This window comes from Salidesulfovibrio onnuriiensis, from assembly GCF_008001235.1.
In the GTDB taxonomy this organism is placed as follows: domain Bacteria; phylum Desulfobacterota; class Desulfovibrionia; order Desulfovibrionales; family Desulfovibrionaceae; genus Pseudodesulfovibrio; species Pseudodesulfovibrio onnuriiensis.
In genome coordinates, this window is record NZ_CP040751.1 from 1977992 (window position 1) to 2003219 (window position 25228).

The 25228-nt window shown below is 65.2% G+C and carries 25 protein-coding genes; 10 read left to right on the forward strand and 15 right to left on the reverse strand.

Annotation, left to right across the window (positions count from 1 at the left end):
• Positions 1–27: 27 nt before the first annotated feature.
• From FGL65_RS08940 to FGL65_RS08975, 8 genes are all read right to left on the reverse strand, one after another.
• Positions 28–1308: a DVU_1553 family AMP-dependent CoA ligase gene (locus FGL65_RS08940; protein WP_147820872.1), complete on the reverse strand. Its 1281-nt coding sequence runs from the start codon at positions 1306–1308 to the stop codon at positions 28–30.
• Positions 1289–2638, reverse strand: coding sequence for a radical SAM (seleno)protein TrsS (gene trsS / locus FGL65_RS08945; protein ID WP_147820873.1), 1350 nt, complete (start codon positions 2636–2638; stop codon positions 1289–1291). Before trsS ends, FGL65_RS08940 begins: the two co-directional genes overlap by 20 nt.
• On the reverse strand, positions 2635–3090 hold the full coding sequence (locus FGL65_RS08950) for a DVU_1555 family C-GCAxxG-C-C protein (RefSeq protein WP_147820874.1): 456 nt from the start codon (positions 3088–3090) through the stop codon (positions 2635–2637). Before FGL65_RS08950 ends, trsS begins: the two co-directional genes overlap by 4 nt.
• 4 nt (positions 3091–3094) lie before the next feature.
• A complete protein-coding gene (gene trsM, locus FGL65_RS08955) occupies positions 3095–3736 on the reverse strand; it encodes a DVU_1556 family methyltransferase (RefSeq protein WP_250645440.1) in 642 nt (213 codons plus the stop codon).
• Positions 3736–3951: a DVU_1557 family redox protein gene (locus FGL65_RS08960; RefSeq protein WP_147820876.1), complete on the reverse strand. Its 216-nt coding sequence runs from the start codon at positions 3949–3951 to the stop codon at positions 3736–3738. The genes trsM and FGL65_RS08960 overlap by 1 nt, the downstream gene beginning before the upstream one ends.
• The gene (locus FGL65_RS08965) at positions 3948–6212 is read right to left on the reverse strand and encodes a pyridine nucleotide-disulfide oxidoreductase/dicluster-binding protein (protein ID WP_147820877.1); all 2265 of its coding nucleotides are present in this window, start codon (positions 6210–6212) and stop codon (positions 3948–3950) included. The genes FGL65_RS08960 and FGL65_RS08965 overlap by 4 nt, the downstream gene beginning before the upstream one ends.
• 77 nt (positions 6213–6289) lie before the next feature.
• Positions 6290–9007, reverse strand: coding sequence for a molybdopterin-dependent aldehyde oxidoreductase (locus FGL65_RS08970; RefSeq protein ID WP_147820878.1), 2718 nt, complete (start codon positions 9005–9007; stop codon positions 6290–6292).
• Positions 9008–9068: 61 nt separating this feature from the next.
• A complete protein-coding gene (locus tag FGL65_RS08975; RefSeq protein WP_147820879.1) occupies positions 9069–10085 on the reverse strand; it encodes a molybdopterin-binding protein in 1017 nt (338 codons plus the stop codon).
• 383 nt (positions 10086–10468) lie between these two features.
• Here FGL65_RS08975 and FGL65_RS08980 point away from each other — a divergent pair, with 383 nt between their 5' ends.
• The 10 genes from FGL65_RS08980 (at position 10469) to FGL65_RS09025 (ending at position 18579) form a co-directional block, all read left to right on the forward strand.
• Entirely contained in the window at positions 10469–11710 is a 1242-nt protein-coding gene (locus tag FGL65_RS08980) for a hypothetical protein (RefSeq protein ID WP_147820880.1), read from the forward strand.
• Between the two features lie 294 nt (positions 11711–12004).
• The gene (atpD, locus tag FGL65_RS08985; protein WP_147820881.1) at positions 12005–13399 is read left to right on the forward strand and encodes a F0F1 ATP synthase subunit beta; all 1395 of its coding nucleotides are present in this window, start codon (positions 12005–12007) and stop codon (positions 13397–13399) included.
• A 2-nt stretch (positions 13400–13401) separates the two neighbouring features.
• Positions 13402–13794 carry a F0F1 ATP synthase subunit epsilon gene (locus FGL65_RS08990; RefSeq protein ID WP_147820882.1) on the forward strand — a complete coding sequence of 131 codons (393 nt, stop codon included), beginning with the start codon at positions 13402–13404 and terminating at the stop codon, positions 13792–13794.
• Positions 13791–14102: an AtpZ/AtpI family protein gene (locus FGL65_RS08995; protein WP_250645441.1), complete on the forward strand. Its 312-nt coding sequence runs from the start codon at positions 13791–13793 to the stop codon at positions 14100–14102. The genes FGL65_RS08990 and FGL65_RS08995 overlap by 4 nt, the downstream gene beginning before the upstream one ends.
• Positions 14099–14392, forward strand: a complete 294-nt coding sequence (locus tag FGL65_RS09000; RefSeq protein ID WP_147820884.1) for an ATP synthase subunit I — start codon at positions 14099–14101, stop codon at positions 14390–14392. The genes FGL65_RS08995 and FGL65_RS09000 overlap by 4 nt, the downstream gene beginning before the upstream one ends.
• The gene (locus FGL65_RS09005; protein WP_147820885.1) at positions 14392–15114 is read left to right on the forward strand and encodes a F0F1 ATP synthase subunit A; all 723 of its coding nucleotides are present in this window, start codon (positions 14392–14394) and stop codon (positions 15112–15114) included. The genes FGL65_RS09000 and FGL65_RS09005 overlap by 1 nt, the downstream gene beginning before the upstream one ends.
• The gene (locus tag FGL65_RS09010) at positions 15107–15382 is read left to right on the forward strand and encodes a F0F1 ATP synthase subunit C (RefSeq protein ID WP_147820886.1); all 276 of its coding nucleotides are present in this window, start codon (positions 15107–15109) and stop codon (positions 15380–15382) included. The genes FGL65_RS09005 and FGL65_RS09010 overlap by 8 nt, the downstream gene beginning before the upstream one ends.
• 4 nt (positions 15383–15386) lie before the next feature.
• Positions 15387–16163 (forward strand): F0F1 ATP synthase subunit B family protein, encoded by a 777-nt coding sequence (locus FGL65_RS09015; RefSeq protein WP_187170331.1) that lies wholly within the window; start codon positions 15387–15389, stop codon positions 16161–16163.
• Positions 16156–17685: an alternate F1F0 ATPase, F1 subunit alpha gene (locus tag FGL65_RS09020; RefSeq protein ID WP_147820888.1), complete on the forward strand. Its 1530-nt coding sequence runs from the start codon at positions 16156–16158 to the stop codon at positions 17683–17685. The genes FGL65_RS09015 and FGL65_RS09020 overlap by 8 nt, the downstream gene beginning before the upstream one ends.
• Positions 17686–18579 (forward strand): F0F1 ATP synthase subunit gamma, encoded by an 894-nt coding sequence (locus tag FGL65_RS09025; RefSeq protein WP_147820889.1) that lies wholly within the window; start codon positions 17686–17688, stop codon positions 18577–18579.
• Between the two features lie 45 nt (positions 18580–18624).
• Here FGL65_RS09025 and hydF read toward each other — a convergent pair whose 3' ends face one another.
• From hydF to FGL65_RS09060, 7 genes are all read right to left on the reverse strand, one after another.
• A complete protein-coding gene (gene hydF, locus FGL65_RS09030) occupies positions 18625–19827 on the reverse strand; it encodes a [FeFe] hydrogenase H-cluster maturation GTPase HydF (RefSeq protein ID WP_147820890.1) in 1203 nt (400 codons plus the stop codon).
• On the reverse strand, positions 19769–20824 hold the full coding sequence (hydE, locus tag FGL65_RS09035) for a [FeFe] hydrogenase H-cluster radical SAM maturase HydE (protein WP_187170332.1): 1056 nt from the start codon (positions 20822–20824) through the stop codon (positions 19769–19771). The genes hydF and hydE overlap by 59 nt, the downstream gene beginning before the upstream one ends.
• Entirely contained in the window at positions 20821–21387 is a 567-nt protein-coding gene (locus FGL65_RS09040) for a hypothetical protein (protein WP_147820891.1), read from the reverse strand. Before FGL65_RS09040 ends, hydE begins: the two co-directional genes overlap by 4 nt.
• Complete coding sequence (locus FGL65_RS09045) at positions 21384–22808, reverse strand: aspartate ammonia-lyase (RefSeq protein WP_147820892.1); 1425 nt, start codon at positions 22806–22808, stop codon at positions 21384–21386. Before FGL65_RS09045 ends, FGL65_RS09040 begins: the two co-directional genes overlap by 4 nt.
• A gap of 45 nt (positions 22809–22853) precedes the next feature.
• Positions 22854–24278, reverse strand: coding sequence for a [FeFe] hydrogenase H-cluster radical SAM maturase HydG (gene hydG / locus FGL65_RS09050; RefSeq protein WP_147820893.1), 1425 nt, complete (start codon positions 24276–24278; stop codon positions 22854–22856).
• A 15-nt stretch (positions 24279–24293) separates the two neighbouring features.
• Complete coding sequence (locus FGL65_RS09055; protein ID WP_147820894.1) at positions 24294–24536, reverse strand: TM1266 family iron-only hydrogenase system putative regulator; 243 nt, start codon at positions 24534–24536, stop codon at positions 24294–24296.
• A 348-nt stretch (positions 24537–24884) separates the two neighbouring features.
• Positions 24885–25226, reverse strand: a complete 342-nt coding sequence (locus tag FGL65_RS09060; RefSeq protein WP_348981234.1) for an iron hydrogenase small subunit — start codon at positions 25224–25226, stop codon at positions 24885–24887.
• Positions 25227–25228 lie beyond the last annotated feature (2 nt).

Sequence of the window (25228 nt, forward strand, 5' to 3'; positions counted from 1 at the left end):
GCCCGAAGAGTGAGACAGTCTTCTTTGCTAACCCATTGTCCTTTTTCCCAATCCGGATATGGCCGGGGCGTGGCTTTCCTCAGCGGTGATTTCAATGCGCAATGAATTCGTATCCGTTGCGTGGCGGACGGCCAGGATGTTATTGATCGCGGCGCGGGCCTTTTCCTCCAGGCGGGAGCCTTGGCCGCAGATGCGGACCGTCAGCGCCGCTCCTTTCAGCGTCGCATGGAAATCGTGGACTTCCGGCAGGGAATAGAGGGCCTCGCCGAGCTCGAGGAGCGTGACCGGGGAGTGCTGCTCCAGCCGTTTGATGTGCGGGTCGAGCCGCCGCAGGGGGCTGCCGCAGGCGCACGCGCCGGGCAGGATGCGGCCCCTATCCCCGGTGCGGTAGCGCAGCAGGGGCATGCCGCGCCGCAGGGCCGTGGAAACCACAATCTCCCCGAAGCGGCCGTCGGGCAGCACCTCTCCGGTCTTCGGATCCACTATCTCCACATGGACGTCGGTTTCCCGCAGGTGTAGTCCCGAGCCGGGCGCGCATTCAACGGCGCCGCCTAGGCCGGTTTCGATCATGCCCCAGTGCCGGAAGACCCTGCAGCCGAAGGCCTGCTTCGCATTGCGGACCACCGCGTTGGGTATGGCGTCCCAGCAGAGCAGCACCGAACGGATGCGGTCCTCGGGGAGCCCCCGTTTTTCCCAGTGGCGGGCCAGCATGTTCACGTGGGCCGCAGGGCCGACAATGCACCGGGCGTTTGTCTCCAGAAGTGTGTCCACGGCCTGGCTTGCGTCTTCCAGCACGCCGTAGGCCACGGCCTGGGCGCGGTTGCGTCCCAGGGCCTCCATGAGCAGGCGGCCCACGCCGCCCGGCCGGTCCCCGGGCATGAGCACCAGGGCGGTTTGTCCCGGCTCCACCATGGACCGCATGCCCCAGTCGAAATAGTCCACCGTGGCTTCCAGGTCGTCTCCGGTGTGGAAGACCCGCTTGGGTTTTCCCGTGGTGCCCGAGCTTTGCAGGGTGACCACCCGGGCGATGTCGTCCTGGGAGACGCAGAGAAGCTGCTCGGGCGCATCGCGCAGGTCCTTTGGGGTGATGGCCGGGAGGCGGGCGAAGTCCTCCATCGTGCGGATGTCCCCCGGCGAAACCTCACTATAGAGGCGGGCGTAAAAGGGACTGTGCGCCTTGGCGTGAGCCACGGTTTCGCGCAGCTTTTCCAGCTGCCATGCGCGCACCTGTTTTGGCGAGGGCGCGCCGGATTTCTCCCGGAGCCCCATGCGACGCATCAGCCAGCGGTCAAGGGGCGGCAGGCCCATGGCATTTCCCCCGGTACAGGGTGGTTCCGTCCATGGCGGACAGGTTGTAGGCGCAGAACGGGATCAGGCGCCCGTCCGGGGCGACGCTGTGGATGCAGCAGCCCCGCAGCCGTTCCAGGTCCAGGGTCCAGGCGTCCTGAAAGGCCATGGCCGAAACGGCCAGGGTGTGGGTGGCCGCACGGGCGATGAACCGGTCCAGGTCGTCCATGGGGGCCGGGGCCATGCCCAGGGTCTGCTTGGGCGCGGCCCACTGGCGTTTGACAAAGGCCTTGGCCTTGTCCGCGCCTTCCGAGGCTGGGCGGGGCGTGCAGCCGCATGCGCCGTTCGAGGCCAGTTTCTTCAGGGTGTGGTCTTCCATGACCACATAGTTTGCGTGGCAGGAGCAGTGGGAGTGTTCGCAGCCGGGCGGCAGGAAGTGGGCCGCCCTGATGCCTGGGCCGGTCTGCTGCTCCAGCAGGCGCATGAGTTCGGGCAGGGTGATGCGCTGCTCGTCTCCCGGGGCCTGCGGATAGCGTCCGAAATAGCTCACGGGCTGGAAGTGTACCCCGCGCACGGCCGGGGAGTGTTGGGCGGCCAGCCGGATGATGTTGCCCAGGTCGTGGTCGTTGACGCCCGGTGCCACCGTGGGCACCAGCACCATGCCTATCCCCGCCCGGGTCAGGTTTTCCACTGCCGTCAGCTTGTCCCGGAGCAGGGCGCGGCCGCGCAGGGTTTCATAAATGCCGTCCTCGGTGCCGTCGAACTGCAGGAACACGGAATCCAGTCCGGCCTCGGCCAGTGCCTCTGCGTAGCCCGGCTCCCGCCCCAGGCGCAGGCCGTTGGAGTTGAGCTGCACAAAGGGAAAGCCGCGTTTCTTGGCCATGCGGATGAGGTCGGGCAGGTCGCGGCGCATGGTGGGTTCGCCGCCGGAAAGCTGGATGTTGCAGAAGCCCGAGGCCTGTTCCACCCGGTCCAGCAGAAAGGCGAATTCCTCATGGGTGGGGTCGGCCGGGGCCGTTTTGCCGGAGGAGGCAAAGCAGACCGGGCAGCCCAGGTCGCAGCGCCAGGTCACCTCGAAGACCGCGGTGCAGGTGTGCTGGCAATGCGCCTCGCACAGGCCGCAGTCCAGGGGGCAGCCTCTGTCCACCGCCGTGAAGGGCGTCCTGGGCCGGGACGGAATCTTGGTGCGCGACCACTCCACGAAGCCGGGTTCGCCGCGCCAGACAATGGTCCGGAACTCGCCGTGCTCCGGGCAGTCCTTGACGAGATAGGTGTTGCCGCCCGAGGTTTCGTGCCTGGCCGGGATGGGGGCAAGGCAGACCGGGCAGACGCTTCTCGGAAGTCGGCTCATTCCTGTTCGCGTCCTTCCGCCGGATCAAGACCGTGTTCGGCCAGGATCCGGCGCACCTGCGCCGAGACTGCGGAGAGCAGGCCGCCGCACCGGCTTTGGTGGGGCTGGCCGCATTCGCCGTCCAGGATGTCGCCGCAGGACATGCCGCCGTATGGGGCGGTGGCTTCCGCGAACCAGTCCCGCAGTTCCTCGAGCATGAGGGGCAGCTTGTCGTCCTGGGTTTCCATGTCCGTGCCCTTGCCCGCGTGCAGGCCGAGCACCAGGGCCGCGCCCGTGTGCACGCCGCAGGGGCCGGAACATCCGCCCATGCCCATGCACAGGCCCGATGCCGCGCGCACCAGGTCCGGGTTGTCGCGGCCCAGTTCGTCCAGGGCCAGCAGCACCACGATCTGGCTGCAGCAATATCCCTTGCCCGCCAGCTCCATCATGCGCAGTCCGCTGTCGTCCAGCATGTCGTTATCCTCGTTTTTTGGCGATCATCAGATAATAGCCGAGCCCCCGCCGGTTGCAGGAACAGGGGACGTCGTTTTCCCCGGAGGAGAATAGCAGCCGGGCCGCCAGTTCCCGGAGGCGGTGGGAGTGATCCTCCAGCAGCAGGACCTCGAATCCGGCTGCCTTCACCAGCCCGTGCGTTTCTGCCAGGGGCACGGCCCGGGCGGCGCAATCGTTCCCGGCCGTGTCCGCATCCGGCGCGCAAAGGTCGGAAAGGGCCAGGAAACCTCCTGGCCGCAGCACGCAGTGAAATTCCCCGAGCCCCTGCGCCGCGTCCGGGAGCAGGGACAGGACGCATTCGCAGAACAGGGCGTGAAAACTATTGGGACCGAAGGGCAGGCAATGGCCCTGCGCCCGGACCAGGCCCGCTCCTTGTGCGGCGTCGAGCTGTCCGGGGCTGGGCTCCACGCCGAAGGCCAGGGCCCCGTAGCGCGAGCGCAGCCGGTTCACCGTGGCTCCCAGGCCGCAGCCCACGTCCAGCACGCGCCAGCCCGGCAGCAGGCCCATGCGGTTTGCCGCACGGTCCGTGAGCTCGAAGCCGCCCGGCCGCAGCGTCCGCCCTGCGGCCTTGCGCAGCACGGGGCGTTCCCAGAGCGGCTGCTCCACTACTTGTCCTCCAGGAGGTGTTCCACCTGGTTCATCTTGCCCAGGGCCAGGTTCTCGGGGATGAGCACCTGGCCGCATTGGGGGCAGGTGGGCAGCGCCACCGTGAACAGGGAGTCCAGGTATTCCAGCTCCACGGGGAGCATTTCCAGTTCCGCGTCGCAGGCCCGGCATTTCCAGCCCGCTGCGTCCGCTTCCGGCACCTTGATCACGCTCATGACGCACCTCCCTTGACCCGCATGCGGTGGCTCCAGGCGTTGTGCACCAGGAAGCCGTCGCCGCGTTCCTCGTATTCCACCCAGTAGGTGACCACCACGGGCCGGTGCGAGGCCAGCACATGGCCGGTCTCCTTGTGCACGAAACATGCGCCGGTTTCCCGGGCCGCATGCAGCACCTTCTGGACATCGCTTGTGAGGATGCGCCGCTCCTCCATGATGTCCCGGGCCTGCTCCGTGAATTCCACCCGGACGGATTCGTGCGGGGCGGTTTCGGTTTCACTTTCCTCCCGCCACAGTTCGGCGAGCAGGGTCTCCCTGAGCCGGGCGCGGTTTTCCCGCCGCGCCGAATAGCCCGGAGCCGGCCGAGCCGCGCTGTCTTCCCCTGCGGGGTAGAGCAGGTCGTAAAAGTGCAGGGCGCGTTTTCCTGCCTTGGCCAGCATGTCCCGGCACATGACGCAGTAGGTCACGAAGTCCTCGTCCGCGGCCTGGGCGCGGCGTTCGCGCACGGCCTTTGCCAGCTCGGGGTTGGCCTCGCTCAGCAGGCCGCCGTACCCGCAACATTCGGTGCGTTCGCCGCTCAGTTCCGGCTCGGTGATGCGCACCTGCATCTGCTCCAGCAGGGCTCGCGCATCCTCCAGGAGCACTGCGTCGTGCCGGGCCGCGCACGGGTCGTTGATGGCCAGTTCCGTATCCTGTTGCCGTGCCCCGTCGGGCAGGCCCAGTGCGCGCAACAGGGACCAGTGGGAGCTGATCTCGGCCTCGGGCAATCCCTGGCGTAGGGCCTTGAGGCAGGTGGGACAGGAGACCACGAGATGCGGCTTGCCCATGCGTTCCCAGTGGCCGCGTATTTCGGCCATGGTTTCGCCCGCAAGGGCCTGGCGGCCGGACCACTCGGCGGGCGCGCCGCAACAGTGGAGCAGCAGGCCCACCGCGCCGAGCCTCTGGCGCAGGTCCGCATAGGCGGCCATGACGCCCCCGGGATCGGAGGCCGTGAGCTGGCAGCCCGGGAAAAAAAGATATTCACTCGCGTCCGCGCCTGGGGCGTGGCGGGCCAGGGCGGCCTTTTCCCCGTTGGCGAAGGCCATGTCCCGCAGGGCGAACTCATGGGCCGAAGGGGGCATGGTCCCCTTTTCCACCATGGTGCGCCGGGCCTGCAGACAGACGTCGGCCATGGAAAAATCCTCGGGACAGATGACCTCGCACAGGCCGCAGAGCATGCACGAATTGATCATGGTGTTGGCCTGGCGGGTGCCCATGACAATGGATTCGTTGTTGTAGGCCTGCCGCACGTAGACCTTGGGGTAGGCCTTGTAGTGGCGTAGGTACTCGCAGTTCTTGACGCACTCCATGCATTCGCACTGCAGGCAGCGTTTGGCCTCGTCCCGCGCGTCCGTCTCCGTGTATCCCGCCGCATTGACCACCGGCGGTGCGGGCTCCACGTTTCCGAGGTTGGTATACAGGCGCGTTGCGTAGGGGCCTTCCAGCTCCCGGCCCGTGACCATGGACACGCCTTGGGTGAAGCGTTCCACCGAGTTGGCCGCGCGGCGTGCTGCGGCCGCCTTGAGTACCGGGGCGGATTCGCCCCTGGGGCTGGCGAACAGGCCCGGCTGCCCCGTGCCCAGGGTCAGCTCGTCCGGCTCGCCGAAGTCGGCCATGGCTTCCGACAGGGCGTCGGAATCCAGAAAGACGGCGTCGTTTTCCGCAAGCTGCGCTTCGATCAGGGCGGTATCCAGGGGAACACCTGTTTCCAGTGCCGCGCCCAGCCGGGCGAGATTTTCCAGCTCCCGTTCCAATGCCCCTGCCGGAAGTTGTGTTTCGGGAAGTGCGCTCAGGTCGCTGCCGGGAACGCCGCAGTACAGGGTGGTCCGGAATCCCCTGCGGGCCAGCTCCCAGGCCGCGCATAGGCCCGTGAGCCCCCCGCCGATCACGGCCACGGACTTGCCGCGCGCGGGCAGGGGTCTGGGCGGCGCGACAGGCTTGGCGTTTTCCGCGCAGAAGCGTTCAAGCAACCCTATTTCAATGCTGCCGCCCGCGTCCTTGCGCACGCAGTTCCTTTTGCACGGGGCGTCGCACAGCCGGGCCAGCACTCCGGGCAGGGGCAGGGTCCTGGCCAGCACGGCCCAGGCCTTGTCCCAGCGCCGCTGCCGCATGAGCGAGCAGAAGGTCTTGGCGTCGACGTGCAGGGGGCAGGAGGCGGTGCATTGCGGCACTTCCTCCTGGATACACTTGTTTTCCCACTGTCTCAGTTCATGCTGTTCCATACCCTTCCCATGAAAAACAGGTAAAGGCAGCGGCCTGCGCCGGAGCACGGGCCGCTGCCTGTTTCAGCGATTGGGGTTTAGCCTTTCAGGCCGGCCAGGACCTTTTCGGGCAACGCGGGCAGTTCCGTGATGCGCACGCCGCAGGCATTGTAGATGGCGTTGATGATGGCCGGGTGCGGGGCGCAGAGCGGAATCTCGCCGACGCCGGATGCACCGAAGGGGCCTTCGGGACGCGGGGTCTCTACATAGATGATCTCCATGTCGTCCGGGACCTGCTTGATATACGGGAAGCCGGCGCCCTTCATGGTGGAGTGCTTCTTGATGTCCTCGAAGTTCTCGGACAGAGCCAGGCCGATGCCCTGCGCCAGGCCGCCGTATATCTGGCCGTCCACGGCCAGCCTGTTGTTGATCTTGCCGATGTCGGCCACCATGGTCATTTTTTCCACGGAGGTCTTGCCCGTGGCGGTTTCCACGGCCACCTCGGCCATGGTCAGGCCGTACATGTAGCAGGCGAACGGCTTGCCCTGGCCGTTCGCGTCGCATTCCGTGGCCGGGGCGGTCCACTTGCCATTGTATTTCACGGCGATCTTCTCGTCGATCATTTCCTTATAGGTACGGAAGGAACCGTCGGACTTGCGCATGCCGCCCATGAGCAGTTCGCAAGCCGCCTTGATGGCGCGGCCGATGACCACCTGGGAGCGGCTGCCGCCCGCAGGGCCGCCGTTGGGGCACTGGCGGGTGTCGTTGAGGATCAGCCGGATCTGCTCCGGCTCCAGGCCCAGCGGACGCAGTGCCTCGTGGGCCGTGCCCAGCACGCCTATGTCCGCGCCCTGGCCGTGGTCGTGCCAGCAGGTCAGCACGGTGACCGTGTTGTCCTCGTTCAGCTGCACGTCCACTTCGGCGGTGTCCGGGCCGTCCAGGCCGGAACCGTAGACGCCGATGGCCACGCCCACGCCGCGCTTGAGCGCGTCGGTTGATTCGGCCGAGGCTTTCTTCTTGGCCGCTTCATACTTGGGCCGCAGCTTTTCGATCATCTCGGGCAGGGAATAGACTTCCGGATCCTGGCCCGTGGGGGTGGTGGAACCCTTGCGGTAGACGTTCTTGTAGCGGAGCTCCAGCGGGTCCATGCCCAGCTTTTCCGCCAGGTCGTCCATGAGGGATTCCGAGGCGAACTCGGCCTCGGGGCCGCCGTAGCCCCGGAAGGCCGCGCCCCAGGCGTGGTTGGTTGCCACGGTGCGGCCCATGCCGCGGATGTTGTCGATGTCGTAGCCCGCGCCGATGAACTGCGCCCCGCGCAGGGTCAGCAGGTCCCCGAACTCGGAATAGGGGCCGTGGTCCACGGTCCAGTCGGTTTCCATGCCCAGGATCTTGCCGTCTTTGTCCGCGGCCAGGCGCACGTTGGTGAACTGCGGGGAGCGCTTACCCGTGTAGGTCTGCTGCTGGTAGTAGTCGTAGCACAGGAACACGGGCTTGCCCGTGGCCAGGCAGGCCGCGCCGATGAGCGCTTCCATGGTCGGGGAGAACTTGTAGCCGAAGGTGCCACCCGCCGGGTTCTGGACCATGACCAGGTTCTCGGGCTCCACGCCGAGGCCCGGGGCGATCATGTACAGGTGCAGGTGCAGCCCGATGGACTTGGAATGGATGCACAGCTTGCCGTCGTCGTCCAGGTAGGCGAATCCCACGTCCGGCTCGATGGGCATGTGCGGCTGGCGGGTGGTGAAGTATTCGCCCTCGACCACCGCGTCCGCCTTGTCGAAGATGGGTTCGGTTTCCCCGCCCTTGGCGATGCGCTGTTCAAAATAGACGTTGGGGGTGCCCGGATGGATTTCAATGGCGTCGTCGGCCATGGCCGCGGGCGCGCTCATGTATTCGGGCAGGCGTTCCAGCTCCACCTTGACCTTGGCCGCGGCGGCCTTGGCGTTCTTCTCCGTGTCCGCGCAGACGATGGCGATGGCGTCGCCGTACTGGAAGACCTTTTCGTCACAGAGGATGGGACGGTCCCAGCCGTCGCCCTTGTTGGTGGGGAAGGTGATCAGGCCGGTGATGCGGTTCTTGCCCTTGACGTCCTTGTGGGTGACCACCTTTTCCACGCCGGGCATCTTTTCCGCCTCGGAAGTGTCGATGGACAGGATCTTGGCGTGGGAGACCTCGGCCTGCACCAGGGCCAGCTTCAGGGTGCCTTCGGGCATCTTGATGCCCAGGTCCGCGCCGTAGTCCAGGGTGCCGGTGACCTTGGCCACGGCAGTGGGGCGCGGGTATTTGGTGCCCCAGATGCGGCCGTCTTCCGGGATCTTGAAGCAGAGTTCGTCGGTGGTCTTTTCGCCGCGCATGACCGCCGCAGCGTCCATGACCGCGTCCACGAGCTGCTTGTAGCCGGTGCAGCGGCAGGCGTTGCGGTTCTTCTGGAACCAGTCGCGGATGTCCTCGCGGGTGGGCTTGGGGTTGGAGTCCAGCAGGGCCTTGGTGGAAACGATGAAGCCCGGGGTGCAGAAACCGCACTGGGCGCCGCCGTTGGCGATCCAGGAAAGCTGGATGGGATGCAGGTTGTCCGGGGTGCCGATGCCTTCGGTGGTGATGATTACCGCGCCGTCTTCCACCCGTTTCATCTTCATGGAACAGGAACGGACGAGCTTGCCGTCCATGATGACGGTGCAGCTGCCGCATTGGGCGGTTCCGCAGCCGATCTTGACGCTGGTCAGGCCGAGGTTCTCGCGCAGCACATTGGCGAGCGACTCGTCCAGTTCGCATATCACCTGGCGGGCGATACCGTTGACCATCAGGGTGCGTTTGATCATGACAGGTTCCTCCTTGGTGTTCTCGTACAGGCTCCCGGTGCGGACAGCCGCACCCGAAGGATTATTTGCCGAACGGACAGACCGGGTAGCGGCAGACTTCGCATGCAGCGCAAAATCCGCCGTGTCCCATGCCTGTGATATCCTCTCTCGTGACTTCCTCCCCGGCCAGCAGGCGGGGGACCACCAGGTCGAAAATGCTGGCCCGGTAATACATGACGCAGCCCGGCAGCCCCAGGACGGGCACGTCGCCGAGCTTGGCGAGCATGAACATGACCCCCGGGAACGTGGGCGAACCGTAGGTGACCACCTCGGCGCCCGTGGCGCGGATGGCCGTGGGGGTCTGGTCGTCCGGGTCCACGGACATGCCGCCCGTGACCACCACCATCTGCGCGCCCTCGGCGATGAAGGCCAGGATGGCGTCGCGGGTCATGGACGGGTCGTCCGAGGCGAGCCGCTGGCCCATGACCGTGGATCCCAGTTTCTTGAATTTCTTGCGGATGACAGGGCCGAACTTGTCCTGGATGCGGCCGTGAAAGACCTCGCTGCCCGTGGTCACCAGGCCGACCTTGTGGTGGCTGAAGGGGCGGATGCCGACCACGTAGTCGTATTCGCCACAGATGGCCTCCACCTGCTTGATCTTCCTCTCGTCGATGACCAGGGGCACCACGCGGGTTCCTGCGACCGGGCGGGGATCGGTGACCTGCTGGCCGTTGTGCATGGTGGCCAGCACCACTTCCTCTATGGCGTTGATGCGGTTCAGGGCCTCCACGTTCACGTGCAGCAGGCCCGGCTCGGCCAGAAAGTTGATGCGGCCCTCGCTGACCTCGGAAAGGGTGATGCCGGGGCCGACCGCCGCCCGGGCTATGCGCTCGGCGGCCTCGTTTTCATGGATGTGGCCCTTTTCCAGGTTGAGCACGTAAACGTGCTCCTTGCCGATCTCCAGCAGGGCCTCGATGTCCTGTTTCTCGATGATGTGGCCCTTGCGGAAGGCGGGGCCCTTGAACTCTCCGGGAACGATGCGGGTCATGTCGTGGCACAGCACCATGCCTACGGCTTCCTGTACGGGGACTGTCTTCATTCGTGCGGAGCTCCTCGGTCGTGCATTCAAAGGTGGAAAACGCACCATCTTTCCTGGCTTAAGATGGCTGCAATACGGTCAAATTTTGCTTTGTGCTCGAAGGGCATAACGCTTGGCTAGGGCGGTACCCTGTCTGGATTCGGGGCGGCAATGGATTGTCTACCCATTATGCCGAAATGGACTTAACAATAGGTTGATTCAAATGCCGAGTCAACGACATTTGTAAAATGAATGGGGTGATACGTCCGGGGCAGGTGCCTGTGGCCTCTGGTGCGGATCGATTCGGAGAGTAGTATAACGGCTCCCCCTCTCCAGTTCTTCTTTCACACAATTGCTTTTGACGAAAATGCTGTGCTAGGGGAGGGGAAACAACGAGGAAAGCAATGGATATTCGTACAAAGATAGTGGAATTGATTGAGGATCCGGACGGCATGGAACGCCTGTACCGCGAGGGGAAGCAGTCTTTTGTGGCCGCGTACGGGGATGTCCTGGCCGAGCGGCCGGACTCGCTGCTGCTTCGCGCCTGGAAGGCACGGCTGGAATATGCCTCGGCCGCCGCCAAAAAGCTTACCGGTATCGACCTGCTGCTCATGGTGCTGCTGTGCCTTGCGGCCGGGTGCCTGTACAAGGTGCCGGACTGGAGCCTTGTGGACAGTTTCGAATACATCCCGCGCTACGTGGCCCTGATTCCCTTTGCGGCCATGGCGGCCTTCACCCTGCACATGCGCGGCTGGCCCAGGGCGGGCGCGGGCATCGCCCTTGGAGTGGCCGCCGTGCTGGCCGGGTACATGCATCTGGTGCCCTCGGACTGGGAGGACGCCTACACCTTGTCCTGCGTGCACGTGCCGTTTTTTCTCTGGTGCGTCTATGGCCTGGTCCGCATGGGCCGGGACTGGCGCAGCGCCGGGGCGCGTATCGAATACATCCGCTTTTTCGGCGAGCTGGTCATCCATGCCGGGCTGCTGTTCATCGGCGGCGGTATTTTGCTGCTGCTCACCGCCGGTCTGTTCGACCTCCTGGGGTTGCCCACCTACTGGGTGTTCGACTATGTGGCCATCTACGGGCTGGCGTCCATCCCGCTGGTGGCGGCCTGGGCCACGGACACCTATTCCGCTGCCCGGCGCATCGTGCCGCTCATGGCCCGCATCTTTGCGCCGCTGCTGCTGGTGCTCATCGTGGCCTACATGGTCGCGCTGGCCTGGAACCTGGGCGAGCTTTTCCGCGACCGGGACACGCTCCTGATGTACAACGTCCTGCTGCTGAGCGTCCTGGCCACAGCCGTGTTCACCCTGACCGGGCGTCGCGAGCACGGCGAAAGCGCGGTGGCCAACTCCATCATCTTCTGGATGCTGGCGGCCACGCTGGTGCTGGATGTCATCGGTGTCTGCGCCATCGGCTGGCGCATCTACGAGTACGGGGGCATTACCGCCAACCGTTTGGCCGTGCTCGGTTCCAACCTGGCGGTGTTCGGCAATCTCGCCGTGCTCTGCCTCGGGTATCTGCGCCATTGGCGGGGCCGGGCGTCGCTGGATGATGTGGAACGCGGACTGGCCGCCTATTTGCCGGTTTATTCGGCCTGGACTGCTTTTGTCATCTTTATTTTGCCCTGGATATTCAGGTATTAAGACAATGTTGTCTCCGACGGGCAAGGGGGATAATCCCCCTTGCATCCCTCGGCTTGTGAGTGCTTCTTTGGCTTTCGCTACGCTCAAGTCAAATTCGCACTCACTGGGGAAATACGAAAGAAACAATCAAAACGCCCGGCGGCTGCCAAACCGCCGGGCGTTTTTGTCAAAAGTTTTTGAAGAGGAGAGGTCTGGAGAGGGGGAACCTTTTTTAAAGGTTCCCCCTCTCCAGTTCTGACTCCCGATTTCGAAATTTCCCTTTTGTTTTGTCCATGACCGTGTATTTTAAGAGTAATGGACAGAAATACCGCTTCGCCGCAGGGGAATGCCGTGGGCACGGTCACGGCCATCCGGGGCAACGTGGTGGACATCCGTTTCGACCACGCGCTTCCGCCGCTCACGCACGTGCTGCGGGCAGGAAAGGACAATGAAATGGCCCTGGAGGTCATGGCCCACCTGGACGATCATCACGTGCGCGCCGTGGGGCTGACCTTCACCCAGGGCCTGGCCGAAGGCGATGCGGTCACGGCCACCGGCGGCGTGCTCATGGTCCCGGTGGGCGACGAGCTGCTGGGCCGCATGTTCAATACCTTCGGCGAACCCATCGACAACGGCCCGACCGTACAGGCCCGCGAGCATTGGCCCGCACTGCGGCCACCCACCCCTCTGGCCCGCCAGCGCGCGGGCGACGAGATCTTCACCACCGGCATCAAGGCCATCGACCTCATGACCCCGCTGGAGCGCGGCGGCAAGGCCGGGCTCTTCGGCGGCGCGGGCGTGGGCAAGACCGTGGTCATCATGGAGCTCATCAACAACATGGTGGGCGTTCACGAGGGCGTCAGCCTGTTCTGCGGCATCGGCGAACGGTGCCGCGAGGGCGAGGAGCTCTACCGGGAAATGCGCGACGCCGGGGTGCTGAAAAATACGGTCATGCTTTTCGCCCAGATGAACGAGCCGCCGGGCACGCGTTTCCGGGCCGGGCACGCGGCCCTGTCCATGGCCGAATATTTTCGCGACGTGAAGGAGCAGGACGTGCTCCTGCTGGTGGACAACGTGTTCCGCTTCATCCAGGCGGGCATGGAGGTTTCCGGGCTCATGGGGCGGCTGCCCTCGCGGCTGGGATACCAGCCCACCCTGGGCACGGAGCTGGCGGAGTTCGAGGAGCGCATTTCCTCCACGGAGCACGGGGCCATCACCTCGGTGCAGGCGGTCTACGTGCCCGCAGACGACTTCACGGACCCTGCGGCCGTGCACACCTTCGGGCATCTTTCCTCGTCCATCGTGCTTTCGCGCAAGAAGGCCAGCGAAGGCCTGTACCCGGCCATCGACCCGCTGGCCTCGGGCTCGTCCATGCTGGTGCCGGACGTGGTGGGGCGGGAACATTACGACATCGCCCGCGAGGTGCGCGCCACCCTGGCCGCCTACGAGGAGCTCAAGGACATCATCGCCATGCTGGGTATGGAGGAGCTGAGCCGCGAGGACCAGCTCGTCGTCAACCGCGCCCGGCGGCTGGAGCGTTTCCTGACCCAGCCCTTCAACGTCACCGAGCAGTTCACCGGCCACAAGGGGCGGCTGGTGAAGCTGGAGGACACCCTGGACGGGTGCCGCCGCATCCTGGGCGACGAATTCCGGGGGCGGCCCGAAAGCGCCCTGTACATGATCGGTTCCATTGACGAGGCCGGGAGGTAGCCGTGCGTCTGATCATTGCATTGCCCGACAGCATCCCGCTGGACCGCGAGGTCTCCCGCGTGCGCGCCGGGGGCCTGAACGGCTCGTTCACGCTGCTGGAGAACCATGTGGATTTCGTGACCCTGCTGCGGCCGGGCATTCTTTCCTACGAGGACGAGAACGGCGAGCACATGGCCGCAGTGAACCGGGGCGTGCTGGTCAAGCGCGGCGGCGAGGTGCGCGTTTCCACGCTGGACGCGGTGACGGACAGGCCGCTGGGATCGCTGCGGGAGGCCGTGGCCGAACGGTTTACCGAGGAAGACGAAGCCGAGGCAAAGGCCCGGCAGGCCGTGGCCAAGATAGAGGCCGGTTTTCTGCGGCGGCTGGTGGATCTCGGCGCGGAGCAGGGGGAATGATGGCCGGACCGGAAAGGGATTTCAGAAAGGCCGTGGAGGCCGAGGAAAAGCGCAGGCTCCGGGCGCGCAAGCAGGAGCACAGCGCCTGGTTCGGGCTGGGCATGTTCGGCTTGGTGGGTTGGGCCGTGGCCATCCCCACGGTGCTCGGCGTGGCCCTGGGTGTCTGGCTCGACAACCGCTTCGAGGACAGCCGGTCCTGGACCCTGAGCTTTCTGGGCGTGGGCATTCTGGTGGGCTGCATCAACGCCTGGTTCTGGGTCAGCCGCGAAAGCCGGCATCACGACAACCACCCGGAGGACAAGTCATGACCTTTGATCCCGCAGCACTGGCCCTTGGCCTGATCACGGGCCTCCTGAGCGGCGTCCTGTATTTCGGCGGCCTGTGGCTGACCGTGCGCCGCCTGTCCGCTGTCTCTCGTCCCGGCCTGCTCATGGTTCTGAGTTTCGTGCTGCGGGCCGGACTCACGGTGGCGGCCTTCGCCCTGGTCTCGGGCCGGTCGGCCCCGGTGTTCGCGGCCTGCCTGCTCGGGTTCCTGGCGGTGCGGCAGGTGGGCGTGCGCCGAGCCCGCGCCGGACTCGGGGGCGGGGAGGAGAGCTGATGGACATCAAGCAGATAAGCCCGGACCAGGTGGTCTATCTTTCCGTGGGGCCGTTCAACCTGAACGCAACCATCGTCTACACCTGGCTGGTCATGGCGCTGCTGGTGCTGGCCTGCATCCTCATCACCCGGCGCATGACCCCTTCCGAAAACATGTCGCGCTGGCAGAACCTGCTGGAGATCGTGGTGGGCTTCCTGCGCGGCCAGATCCGGGATGTGTTCGGCGAATCCCCGGACATGTACGTGCCCTACATCGGCACGCTGTTCGTGTTCATCGCCGTGTGCAACCTGCTGGCGGTGGTGCCGGGCTTCGAGCCGCCCACGGCTTCCCTTTCCACCACGGCGGCCCTGGCCCTGACCGTGTTCGCGGCGGTCATCGGCTTCGGGCTCATGCGCCGAGGGGTGAAGGGATATCTGCTCCAGTATGTCCAGCCCACGCCCATGATGCTGCCCTTCAACATCCTGGGCGAGTTCTCGCGCACCCTGGCCCTGGCCGTGCGCCTGTTCGGCAACATGATGAGCGGGGCAAAGATCGCGGCCATCCTCCTGGCCATCGCCCCGCTGGTGTTTCCCATACTCATGAACGCCCTGGGCCTGCTCACGGGCATCATCCAGGCCTATATCTTCGCGGTGCTGGCCATGGTCTACATCGCCTCGGCCACCCGCGTGGAACGCGAACGGTACGAAAAGACCCGCAAACAACAGGGAGACGACAATGGATAACATCGGATTGATCGGGCTGGCGTCGGTGCTGGCCGCGGGACTGACCATCGGCATCGGGGCCATCGGCCCGGCCATAGGCGAGGGGCGGGCCGTGGCCCAGGCCCTGGCCGCCATCGCCCAGCAGCCGGACGAGGCCAACATCCTGACCCGGACGCTCTTCGTGGGGCTGGCCATGATCGAATCCACGGCCATCTACTGCTTCGTGGTTTCCATGATCCTGCTCTTCGCCAACCCGTTCTGGGATTTCGTCATCAAGCAGGGAGGCTGAGGCCGTGCTTATCGACTGGTACACCGTGGCCGCGCAGGCATTGAACTTCCTGGTGCTCGTGGCCCTGCTCAAGATCTTCCTCTTCGACCGCGTGGTCAAGATCATGGACCAGCGCCAGCAGTCCATTGACGAACGCCTGCGGCAGGCCCGGGAAGAACGCGAGCAGGCCGAGGCGCTACGGCTGTCCCTGGAGGCCGAGCGGAGCGCCCTGGAGGAAAATCGGGACCGGGAACTTCGAAGGGCCGCCCAGGAAGCGGACGAGCGCCGCAGGGAACTGCTGGAACAGGCCCGGAAGGAGGTCGACGGCCAGCGGGAGGCTTGGCGGGAATCCCTGCGCCGGGAACGGGACGACCTGGACCGCAGGCTGGCCGGGGTTCTGGCGGGCGGGGTGCTGGATGTCAGCGCCCGTGCCCTCGGGGACCTGGCCGGGCAGGACATGATTCCGCCCATGGCCGACCGTTTCCTCGATGAACTGCGGGCCCTGCCCGAGCAGGAGCGCAAGGCGCTTGTCCGTGGGGCCGGGGAGAGCGGTGTTCTGGAGATAGCCGCGTTTTTCCCGCTGCCCGCTTCGGAGCGGGAGCGCGTGGCCGGTTCGGTGCGGGAAATCCTGGGCACGGATGCAAAGATCCGTTTCACGGAATCCAGTGATGCGCCGGGCATGGTCGTCAGTGCGGACGGCCGCAGGTTCGGCTGGGACGTGACCCGCTATTTCGACCGTCTGGCCGAGTCCGTGGAGGAGGTGCTGGCGGGCGGCGATACCGGAGAAGGAAACCATGAGTGACGACAGGTCCATTCTTTCCAGGGCTCTGGGCCGGGCAACCCGCGCCGTGGATTCCGCAGCGTCCGGCTTCCGGTTCCGGCCCGGCATGGAGCGCTACGGCAGCGTGGCTTCCATCGGCTCCGGCGTGGCCCGCATCAAGGGGCTTTCCGGGGTCATGGCCGACGAGCTGCTGGAAGTGGGCGGCAGCGCCACGGGCATGGCGCTCGACGTGGACCATGCCCTGACCGGGGCCGTGCTGCTGCGGGGCGGCGAGACCGTGCAGGCCGGGACCGAGGCCCGCCGGACGGGAAGGGTGGCCGACGTGCCCGTGGGCGAGGGATTGCTCGGCCGCGTGGTGGATGCCCTGGGCGCTCCCCTGGACGGGCGCGGCCCAGTGCGCGAGGACGCCCGGCTGCCCGTGGAACGACCCGCGCCGCCCATCATGGACCGCGACCCCGTGCAGGTGCCCATGCAGACCGGGCTCAAGGTGGTGGACGCCCTCATTCCGGTGGGGCGGGGCCAGCGCGAGCTCATCCTGGGTGACCGCCAGACCGGCAAGACCTCCATTGCCCTGGACACCATCATCAATCAGCGCGGGCGCGGCGTGATCTGCGTGTATTGCGCCATAGGCAAGCGCGGATCCAGCGTGGGCAAGGTGGTGCAGGAACTGCGCGAGAACGACGCCCTGGAATACACCACCGTGGTGGTCAGCACCGAGGAGGACGCCGCGGGCATGCAGTTCCTGGCCCCGTACGCCGCCACCAGCATGGCCGAATATTTCATGGAGCAGGGACGGGACACGCTCATCGTCTATGACGACCTGACCCGGCACGCCCGGGCCTACCGCGAGCTTTCCCTGCTGCTGCGCAGGCCTCCGGGCCGCGAGGCCTTTCCCGGCGACATCTTTTACATCCATTCCAGGCTGCTGGAGCGCTCCACCCACCTGAAGCAGGAGCACGGCGGCGGCTCCCTCACGGCCCTGCCCGTGGTGGAGACCGAGGCCCAGAACCTTTCTGCCTACATCCCCACCAATCTCATTTCCATCACGGACGGGCAGATCTATCTTTCGCCCATCCTGTTCCGCAAGGGCATCCTGCCCGCCGTGGACGTCGGCAAGTCGGTTTCCCGCGTGGGCGGCAAGACCCAGTTGCGCGCCTATCGCGCCGTGGCCGGGGACCTGCGGCTGACCTATTCCCAGTTCGAGGAACTGGAGGTCTTTTCCCGGTTCGGCACGCGTCTGGACGACGACACGCGCCAGAAGATCGAGCGCGGCCGCAGGGTGCGCGAAATCCTCAAACAGCCCCGCTCCAGCCCGCTTACCGCCGCGCAGCAGGTCTTCATTCTGTTGGCCCTGGGAAGGGGCGTGTTCGACGGCCGTTCGGTGGAAGGGCTGGCCGAGGACCAGGGGGCCATTCTGGAACGGCTGGATGAGTCCCTCGCCGAACTGGCCGAGGCCGTGTTGCGGGGCGACAATCTGGAAGAGGCGGACATGCGGCGCATTGTGGACGAGGCCCGCGCAGTCCTGTGGGAGCCGGAGGGCTAGATGCAGACCCTGGAAGCGCTCAAGCAGACCATTCATTCCACTTCGGAGCTGCATGCCGTGGTGCGGACCATGAAGACCCTGGCGGCCGTGAACATGCGCCAGTACGCCAGGGCCGGGGAGGCCGTGGGCCAGTACAGCCTGACCGTGGAGCAGGGGTTGGCCATGCTCTTCCGGGTGCGGCCGCATCTGGGGGGGACGGCCCGGCCGGGCGGCAGCGGCGTGCCCGGATTCATTGCCTTCGGAACGGACCAGGGCATGTGCGGCCAGCTCAACGAGGAGATCCACGGCGCGGCCCGGCGGTTGCTTTCCCGGCCAGCCGTGCGCGTGGCGGCCATGGGCGAGCGGCTGGCTGGCGTGTTTCAGGCCGAGGGGCAGGACGTGGAGCGCATTCTGGGGGTCCCCGGATCCGTTGCCTATGTGGCCCGGCTCGTGGCCGAGCTGCTGGACCTGATCCGCAACTGGACCGAGGAGGGTATCGGGTCCATAACGCTCATCAACACGCGGCCCGCTGCCGGAGCCTTGGGCACGGTGGAGATCACCCAGCTGCTGCCCATTGATCTTCCGGCCCTGCGCACGTCCCTGGAGCGGGAGGACTCCCGCCGGTGTCTGCCTCTTTTCACCCTGGATGATGAGGAACTGCTGGCCGGATTGCTGGAGCAGTATCTTTCCGTGACCCTGTACCGGGCCGCGGCAGAGTCCATGGTCAGCGAGAATTCCGCGCGGCTGGCCGCCATGCAGGGGGCGGAGCGCAACATTGAGGACCGGCTGGTGGAGCTTACTGATCTTTACAACCAGCGGCGTCAGTCAGGCATCACCGAAGAGCTTATGGACATCGTGTCCGGCTTTGAAGCCTTGAGTAGGGAGCTTTTTGTCTCAGACGAGCAAGGGGGCTAAGCCCCCTTGCTTTTTATGACGATACAAATGTCCGTAAAAGACCGGCTATTGTCCGAACGGCGCAACCACCCGGTCGAGCACGCCCTGCACCTTGGAGATGGCGATGCCGTAGTTGGTGATGGGCACCCCGCGCAGGCGGCATTCGCGAATCCGCCGGAGCACCTCCCGCCGGTTGGTCATGCACGCGCCGCAGTGGACCGCCAGGTCGTACTGTTCCAGGTTGTCGGGGAAGTCGTGCCCGGCGTAGAAGTCAAAGGAAAGGTCGCGGCCCGTGTACTGGGAAATCCAGCGCGGGATTTTTACCCGGCCGATGTCGTCGGCCACGGGGTGGTGGGAGCAGGATTCGCACATGAGCACCCTTGCGCCGTCCCCGAGTGTGTCGATGGCGGCGGCCCCTTCCAGGAACGCGTCCAGGTCGCCCTTGTAGCGGGCGAAAAGGGTCGAGAAGGTGGTCAGGGGGATTTCCTCGGGCACGTCCCCGGCAACGCTCATGACCACCTGGGAATCGGTGACCACCAGGGTTGGTTTCCGGTGCAGCCCGTCCAGGACCTCTTCCACCTCCCGCTCCTTGACCGTCACGGCCAGGGCGTCCGAATCGAGAATTTCGCGCAGCACCTGCACCTGCGGCAGGATCAGCCGTCCCTTGGGCGCGGCCAGGTCGATGGGGACCACGCACACGACCCAGTCGCCTTCGGCGATGAGATCCCCGGCCAGCACCGGTTCCTCCAGCATCTCGGGCGGGGCGGAGTCGATAATGGCCGTCTTGAGCCCGTCCACGTTGTTTCCGGTCTTCGAGGAAACCGACACGTGCCGGATGCCCTGTTCCGCGCACCAGGAAATGTCCTTGCTGTTCGGCGCGGCCACGTCCGTCTTGTTGAAGACCACCACCACGGGCAGCCCCAGGCCGCGCATTTCCTCCAGGAGTTCATGCTCCAGGGGCGAAAGGCCTTTTTCATCGACCACCACAAGGGCCACGTCCGTGCGGAAGAGCACCTTGCGCGTGGCCTGGACCCGAAGCGCGCCCAGTTCCCCCTCGTCGTCCAGCCCGGCCGTGTCGTAGAAGGTGACCGGCCCGAGGGGCAGCAGCTCGTACTGCTTGGCGACCGGGTCCGTGGTCGTGCCCGGGGTTTCCGAGGCAATGGCCACATCCTGCCCGGCCAGGGCGTTTATGAGCGACGACTTGCCGGCGTTACGCCGTCCCGCAAGCGTAATCACCAGCCGGACGCCGCGCGGTGCCTTGTTCGACATACTGCCTCCTGGGAGAAAAACCTTTTGAAGAAGAGGGAACCAATCCCATGTCCGAAAGACTCTGCCTGAGCGCCCGCAGCTTCACCTGCACCGGTATGGAGGAGACGTTCTTGCCCGGGTAGATGGCATAGGCCGCCTTGAACTGGTCCGGCGTGAAGGAGGGCATGACCACGTTGCAGCCCTTTTTCAGGGCCTGAAGCCGCGCGCCGTGGGAAACCGCGTCCAGCGCGCTCGTGGCCGGGATGTTGGCTTCGGGGCACAGGAGCCGCATCAGGGCGGAAACCCTGAGGGAAAGTTCCAGGTCGCCCTGCCTGGCGTTGGCCAGGGGCGTGTCCGGGGTGGGCACGAACGGACCCACTGCGATCATGTCCAGGTCGAGCTGTTCCAGCAGAAGCAGGTCGCGCAGCAGGTCCATGACGTTCATGTCCGGCAGGCCGACGATGATGCCGGAGCCCACCTCGTAGCCGAGACGCTTGAGCCCTTCCAGGCGGTGCAGCCGCTCCTTGAAGCTCTGGCCGCACCGCAGGCGCTCGTAGAGCTTCACATGGCCGGTCTCCACCTTGAGCAGGCAGCGGTCCGCGCCGCAATCGCGCCAGTGGGCGTAATCGTCGAGGCTGCGGTCCCCCAGGGAGAGGGTCACGGCCACGTCGTGCCGCAGTTTGATGCGCTCCACAATTTTGCCGATCTCCTCCGCGCTGTAGGAAAAATCGTCGCCGGACTGGAGCACGATGGTGCCCAGCCCTTCACCGGCCACCAGGTCCGCGGCCCGGACGATTGCGTCCGGGTTCATGCGGTAGCGCTTCACCCCCCGGTTGGAGGAACGCAGCCCGCAGTACTGGCAGTCCTTGTTGCAGACGTTGGAAAACTCGATGATGCCGCGCAGGTAGACCTCGTCCCCGAACACGGACCGGCGTTTCTCGTCGGCCAGCGAGAAGAGCAGGTCGTCCCGCCCCCCGCTGAGAAATTCGATCATGTCCTTTTCGCAAATCCCGTTCATTTCACAACTCCGTTGTCCATGGCGTTTGCACAATCCGAAACCAGCCGGAAGCAGGCCCGTTCCCAGGCGGCGGCCCCTTCCGGCACACCCTTGAGATGCCAGCCCAGCAGGCGTTCCACATCCGCCTCCAGCCTCGTCCAGAGGCCTTCCCCGGCGGGAACCTCCGAAACCGCGTAATGCCCGTAGAGAATATGGTCGTCCACGAGCAGCACCGGGGAGCACGGCTGGCCGTGAAGTTCATGGAGCCGCACCCGGTCCGGGAATTCCCCGGCGAGTTGGTCGAGGAACCGCCAGGATTTCCCCAGCTCCTCCAGCACGGCCCCGTGCATGCCCTTGCCGCGCAATACCGTGAAAAAGTCGCCGCACCATGCTTCCGGCCGTCTCGGCAGGGAGATGACGTGCAGGCCTTTGGTTTCCGAGCGTCCCAGAAAGGTTCGCACCGCTTCCACGTGGGGCGCGGAGGCCGCAAACGGGGAATAGATGGCCGCGTGCCAGACGATCCTCCTGGCGGCCCCGGCCATGAGCGCGGGCAGGTCCATGCCCTGTACCCCGGCGCTGATCACTCCCCGTCCCCCTCAAGAGGGTTTTCTCCCGGAACGAAGCCGATCCGGCACAGGTTGGCCGGGCTGAGCATGGCCTCCACCTGCTCTTCGGAAACCCGGCCCGAGGAGACGAGATGTTCCCGAAGTCCTATTCCCGAGGCCTCGGCCTCCCGCAGCAGGCCCTCAACGGCCTTGTAGCCCAGGTGCGGCACCAGCAGGGTCGCCAGTCCCCGGCAGTTGTCGGCCATGGAGCGGCAGGAGGCGCTGTTGGCGGCAATGCCCCTGCAATGTCCGGTCAGGGCCTCGGTGGCCTGACCCAGAAGCCCGAGGGATTCCAGCAGGGTATGGGCCAGCAGGGGCATGAGGTGGTTGAGGTCGAGCTGGCCGCAGGCCGCGGAAATGGAAAACACATGGTCATTGCCCATGACCCGCAGCGCCACCTGGGAAACCGCCTCGGGCACCACGGGGTTGATCTTCCCGGCCATGATGCTCGAGCCGGTCTGCACCGCGGGAAGCGATATCTCGCCCAGCCCGGCGGCGGGCCCGCTGGCCATGAGCCGCAGGTCGGAACAGACCTTGAAGAGGTTGACCGCATAGGCCTTGAGCATGCCGAAGACCTCCACGAAGCGGTCCATGTTCTGGGTGGCGTCCACCATGTTCTCGGCCCGGGAAACGGGCAGGCCGGTGTTGCGCCGCAGCACGGACGCCGCCTTGAGGATGTATTCCCGGGGCGCGCCCACGCCGGTGCCCAGCACGGTGCCGCCGAGGTTGACCCGCTTGATGCGCTCGCGGCATTTGAAAATTCTCCAGCGGTCCCTGGAAAAGGCCTCGGCATAGGCCCCGAAGCTCATGCCCAGGGTCATGGGCACGGCATCCATCATTTCGGTGCGCCCGGCCTTGACCACGCCCCGGAATTCGCCTTCCTTTTCCTGGAACGCGGCCTGGAGTGCGGACACGCGGTCCTCCAGGTCCTTGAGCAGGCGCAGTGCGGCCACGGCAAGGGCCGTGGGATACACGTCGTTGGTGGACTGGTGCATGTTGACGTCGTGAAAGGGGTGCACCAGGGAATGGTCCCCGGGACGTCCGCCCAGCAGTTCGATGGCCCGGTTGGCCACCACCTCGTTGGCGTTCATGTTCGTGGAGGTGCCCGCGCCGCCCTGGTAGGGGTCGACGATGAACTGGTCGAGCCATTGCCCCGCGGCGATTTCGGCGCAGGCCTGCTCCATGGCCCCGAGCTTGGCGGCGTCCAGGTAGCCGAGGGCCGCGTTGGTCTGGGCGCAGGCGCACTTGACGTCGGCCAGGGCGTGGATCAGTGCGGGATGGATGCGCTGCCCGGAAAAGGGAAAGGCCCGCGCACTGCGCAGGGAATGGATGCCGTAGTAGGCGGCGGAAGGAATTTCCAGCTCTCCCAGGGCGTCGTGTTCGGTGCGTGTTTCGGACATGTCGAAAAAAAGGCCGCGCCCGAAAAACGGACGCGGCCCGATTGGTTAGAGGTAGAGGTCCCGTTCGCCCTGTTCCATGCGCTGCAGCCGGTCCACGAGCAGCCCGCGCCGCTTGTCGTCGGCAAAGCTTTCCAGCTCGTCCTGGATCAGCTTTTCCCCGGCCGCCTTGGTTTCGGGCGAGGCGTAGTCCTCAAGGTATTCCTTGAAGGTCAGCAGCCCGTTGGGCAGACAGAATTTCTGGATGAACCCGGTCTTGGCCAGCTCCATGAAGTGCTCGCCGGTGCGGCCCAGGCGATAGCAGGCCGTGCACCAGGACGGCACGTAGCCGTGCTCGGAAACGATGGACCGGATGACCTCGTCGAGGCTCCGGCTGTCGCCGATACAGAACTGCTGCACGTCCGGGCGGTCGTATTCCGGGTCGTGATAGGCGCCCGGATAGGTCCGTGAACCGGCCGAGAGCTGGGAAACGCCCACCTCGAGCAGTTCCTTGCGGACCGCCGCGTTTTCCCGCGTGGTCAGGATCAGGCCGGTGTACGGCACGGCCATACGCAGGATGGCGACGATCTTCTTGAATTCGTGCCCTGAGGTCGGGTACGGCGGATTGTAGGCGATCTCCGCTCCGAGCGCCGGTTCCAGACGCGGGAAGGACAGGGTGTGCGGTCCCACGCCCCAGTCTTTTTCCAGCTGGTTGCAGTGGGTCAGCAGCGCCAGGATGTCGAAGGCCGGGTCGAACAGGCCGAAGAGCACGCCCATGCCCACATCGTCAATGCCCGCTTCCTGGGCCCGGTGCATGGCGTGCAGCCTCCACAGAAAGTCGGACTTGGGTCCCGCGGGATGCAGCTTGGCGTAGGTCTCCCGGTGGTAGGTCTCCTGGAAACACTGGTAGGTGCCGATGCCGACCTCGTGCAGCTTCCGGAAGCCGTCCACGTCCAGGGGCGCACAGTTGATGTTGACCCTGCGGATTTCGCCGCTCTTTTCCGAGGTGACGGCGTAGACGTCCCGAACGGTCTGGGCGATCCAGTCGGCCCCGAACTTCGGGTGCTCCCCGTAGACCAGCAGCAGCCGCTTGTGGCCCAGGCGCTCCAAGACCTCGACCTCCTGCCGGATTTCGTCGGTAGACAGGGTTCTCCGGTCGAGATCGCCGTTTTCCGCGTTGAACCCGCAATAGGCGCAACGGTTGCCACATTCGTTGGTGATGTACAGGGGGGCGAAAAGCACCAGCCGGTTGCCGTAGATGGACTTCTTGATGCCGATGGCCGTTTCGAAAATGGCCTCGTCCAGCTCGGGGTCGGTGTTTTTCAGCAGGACAGCGGTCTCGTAGGGAGTCAGCCCCTTTTTCTCCGCAGCCTTGGCAATGACGTCGCGCACCTCCGCGGCGTCGCTCTTTTGCGCCTTTTCGATGTCGGCCCAGATCGCGGCCTCGTCGATGAAATTGTGGTAGTCGTGTTCTCGATTCTTCAGCCCGCTCATGTCTGCCTCCCGTGTTTAGACCATCAGCGATTTGACGCGTACGCCCTGGATCATGCCAAGCTTGCCGGTCAGTGCCCCCAGCTCGTCCGTGGTGGACTCGACAATGAGACCGATGACGCTGACTCCCCTGTCCTTGTAGGGGAGTCCGATGCGGCCGACGACGAGTTCGCCGAAGGTGCCGAGCATCTCGTTCACTTTGGGGGCGGCGTCCTTGCGCTCCTGGATGATGATGCCGATGATTCCGATCCGTTTCTCCATGATTGCCTCCGCCAGAATAGGTCGATGTGGTTCCTACGAAGCATCCACGCCACGGGGCGCGACACATGGGAACGGAGGGCGGGAGAAAGAAGCCGGCAAAGGGATGGGGCCGGGAGACCCCCGCCCTTTGGTTCAGATGCATCTCCTTCCCGCAGGCAGTTTTATCTCCGTAAGTAGGTGTTCTGCAGAGCACGCTGCATCATTCGGTGACACAAATCAAGAAAAAATATTACCAAAAGAATACAAATATAGAATTTGTATCCTGCAAAAAGAGGAGGATATTGGAAGAAAAAGAAGAGAAAAACAGGCCCTTGGGTCAGAACACCTCGCCTCAGGCCGTGGCGTGTGCTAGATGTTCAGGGTAACACCCTTGTCCTTGAGGGCCTTCACGCGCGCACTCCTGTCCTTGTACTCGGTATGCAGGAGATGGTGCGACTTGTGGCCGCAGGGACCGTCATGCAGGAACCCGCTCTTGGTGTCGTAGATCTTCTTGATCATGGGGTTGTCCTGAGACTTTCTGATCTTGTAGACGTGCGCGTCGGCGTCGTAGACCTGCTTCTGCCGCATGCCCACCATGTTCATGGCCGCGGCGAATACTTCCTTGGTCATGTTCACGGAAAGGACGGCGTATCCGGCCATGATGCCGCATGTCTTTATGAATCCGCGCCTGGTCATTTTCATTGCGCTCATGA

Excerpts from the sequence above, each read along its gene's own strand:
- FGL65_RS08940 (WP_147820872.1), bottom strand. The coding sequence starts at position 1,308 with ATGGGCCTGCCGCCCCTTGACCGCTGGCTGATGCGTCGCATGGGGCTC.
- trsS (WP_147820873.1), bottom strand. The coding sequence starts at position 2,638 with ATGAGCCGACTTCCGAGAAGCGTCTGCCCGGTCTGCCTTGCCCCCATC.
- FGL65_RS08950 (WP_147820874.1), bottom strand. The coding sequence starts at position 3,090 with ATGCTGGACGACAGCGGACTGCGCATGATGGAGCTGGCGGGCAAGGGA.
- FGL65_RS08960 (WP_147820876.1), bottom strand. The coding sequence starts at position 3,951 with ATGAGCGTGATCAAGGTGCCGGAAGCGGACGCAGCGGGCTGGAAATGC.
- FGL65_RS08965 (WP_147820877.1), bottom strand. The coding sequence starts at position 6,212 with ATGGAACAGCATGAACTGAGACAGTGGGAAAACAAGTGTATCCAGGAG.
- FGL65_RS08970 (WP_147820878.1), bottom strand. The coding sequence starts at position 9,007 with ATGATCAAACGCACCCTGATGGTCAACGGTATCGCCCGCCAGGTGATA.
- FGL65_RS08975 (WP_147820879.1), bottom strand. The coding sequence starts at position 10,085 with ATGAAGACAGTCCCCGTACAGGAAGCCGTAGGCATGGTGCTGTGCCAC.
- FGL65_RS08980 (WP_147820880.1), top strand. The coding sequence starts at position 10,469 with ATGGATATTCGTACAAAGATAGTGGAATTGATTGAGGATCCGGACGGC.
- atpD (WP_147820881.1), top strand. The coding sequence starts at position 12,005 with ATGGACAGAAATACCGCTTCGCCGCAGGGGAATGCCGTGGGCACGGTC.
- FGL65_RS08995 (WP_250645441.1), top strand. The coding sequence starts at position 13,791 with ATGATGGCCGGACCGGAAAGGGATTTCAGAAAGGCCGTGGAGGCCGAG.
- FGL65_RS09000 (WP_147820884.1), top strand. The coding sequence starts at position 14,099 with ATGACCTTTGATCCCGCAGCACTGGCCCTTGGCCTGATCACGGGCCTC.
- FGL65_RS09005 (WP_147820885.1), top strand. The coding sequence starts at position 14,392 with ATGGACATCAAGCAGATAAGCCCGGACCAGGTGGTCTATCTTTCCGTG.
- FGL65_RS09010 (WP_147820886.1), top strand. The coding sequence starts at position 15,107 with ATGGATAACATCGGATTGATCGGGCTGGCGTCGGTGCTGGCCGCGGGA.
- FGL65_RS09020 (WP_147820888.1), top strand. The coding sequence starts at position 16,156 with ATGAGTGACGACAGGTCCATTCTTTCCAGGGCTCTGGGCCGGGCAACC.
- FGL65_RS09025 (WP_147820889.1), top strand. The coding sequence starts at position 17,686 with ATGCAGACCCTGGAAGCGCTCAAGCAGACCATTCATTCCACTTCGGAG.
- hydF (WP_147820890.1), bottom strand. The coding sequence starts at position 19,827 with ATGTCGAACAAGGCACCGCGCGGCGTCCGGCTGGTGATTACGCTTGCG.
- hydE (WP_187170332.1), bottom strand. The coding sequence starts at position 20,824 with ATGAACGGGATTTGCGAAAAGGACATGATCGAATTTCTCAGCGGGGGG.
- FGL65_RS09045 (WP_147820892.1), bottom strand. The coding sequence starts at position 22,808 with ATGTCCGAAACACGCACCGAACACGACGCCCTGGGAGAGCTGGAAATT.
- hydG (WP_147820893.1), bottom strand. The coding sequence starts at position 24,278 with ATGAGCGGGCTGAAGAATCGAGAACACGACTACCACAATTTCATCGAC.
- FGL65_RS09055 (WP_147820894.1), bottom strand. The coding sequence starts at position 24,536 with ATGGAGAAACGGATCGGAATCATCGGCATCATCATCCAGGAGCGCAAG.
- FGL65_RS09060 (WP_348981234.1), bottom strand. The coding sequence starts at position 25,226 with ATGAGCGCAATGAAAATGACCAGGCGCGGATTCATAAAGACATGCGGC.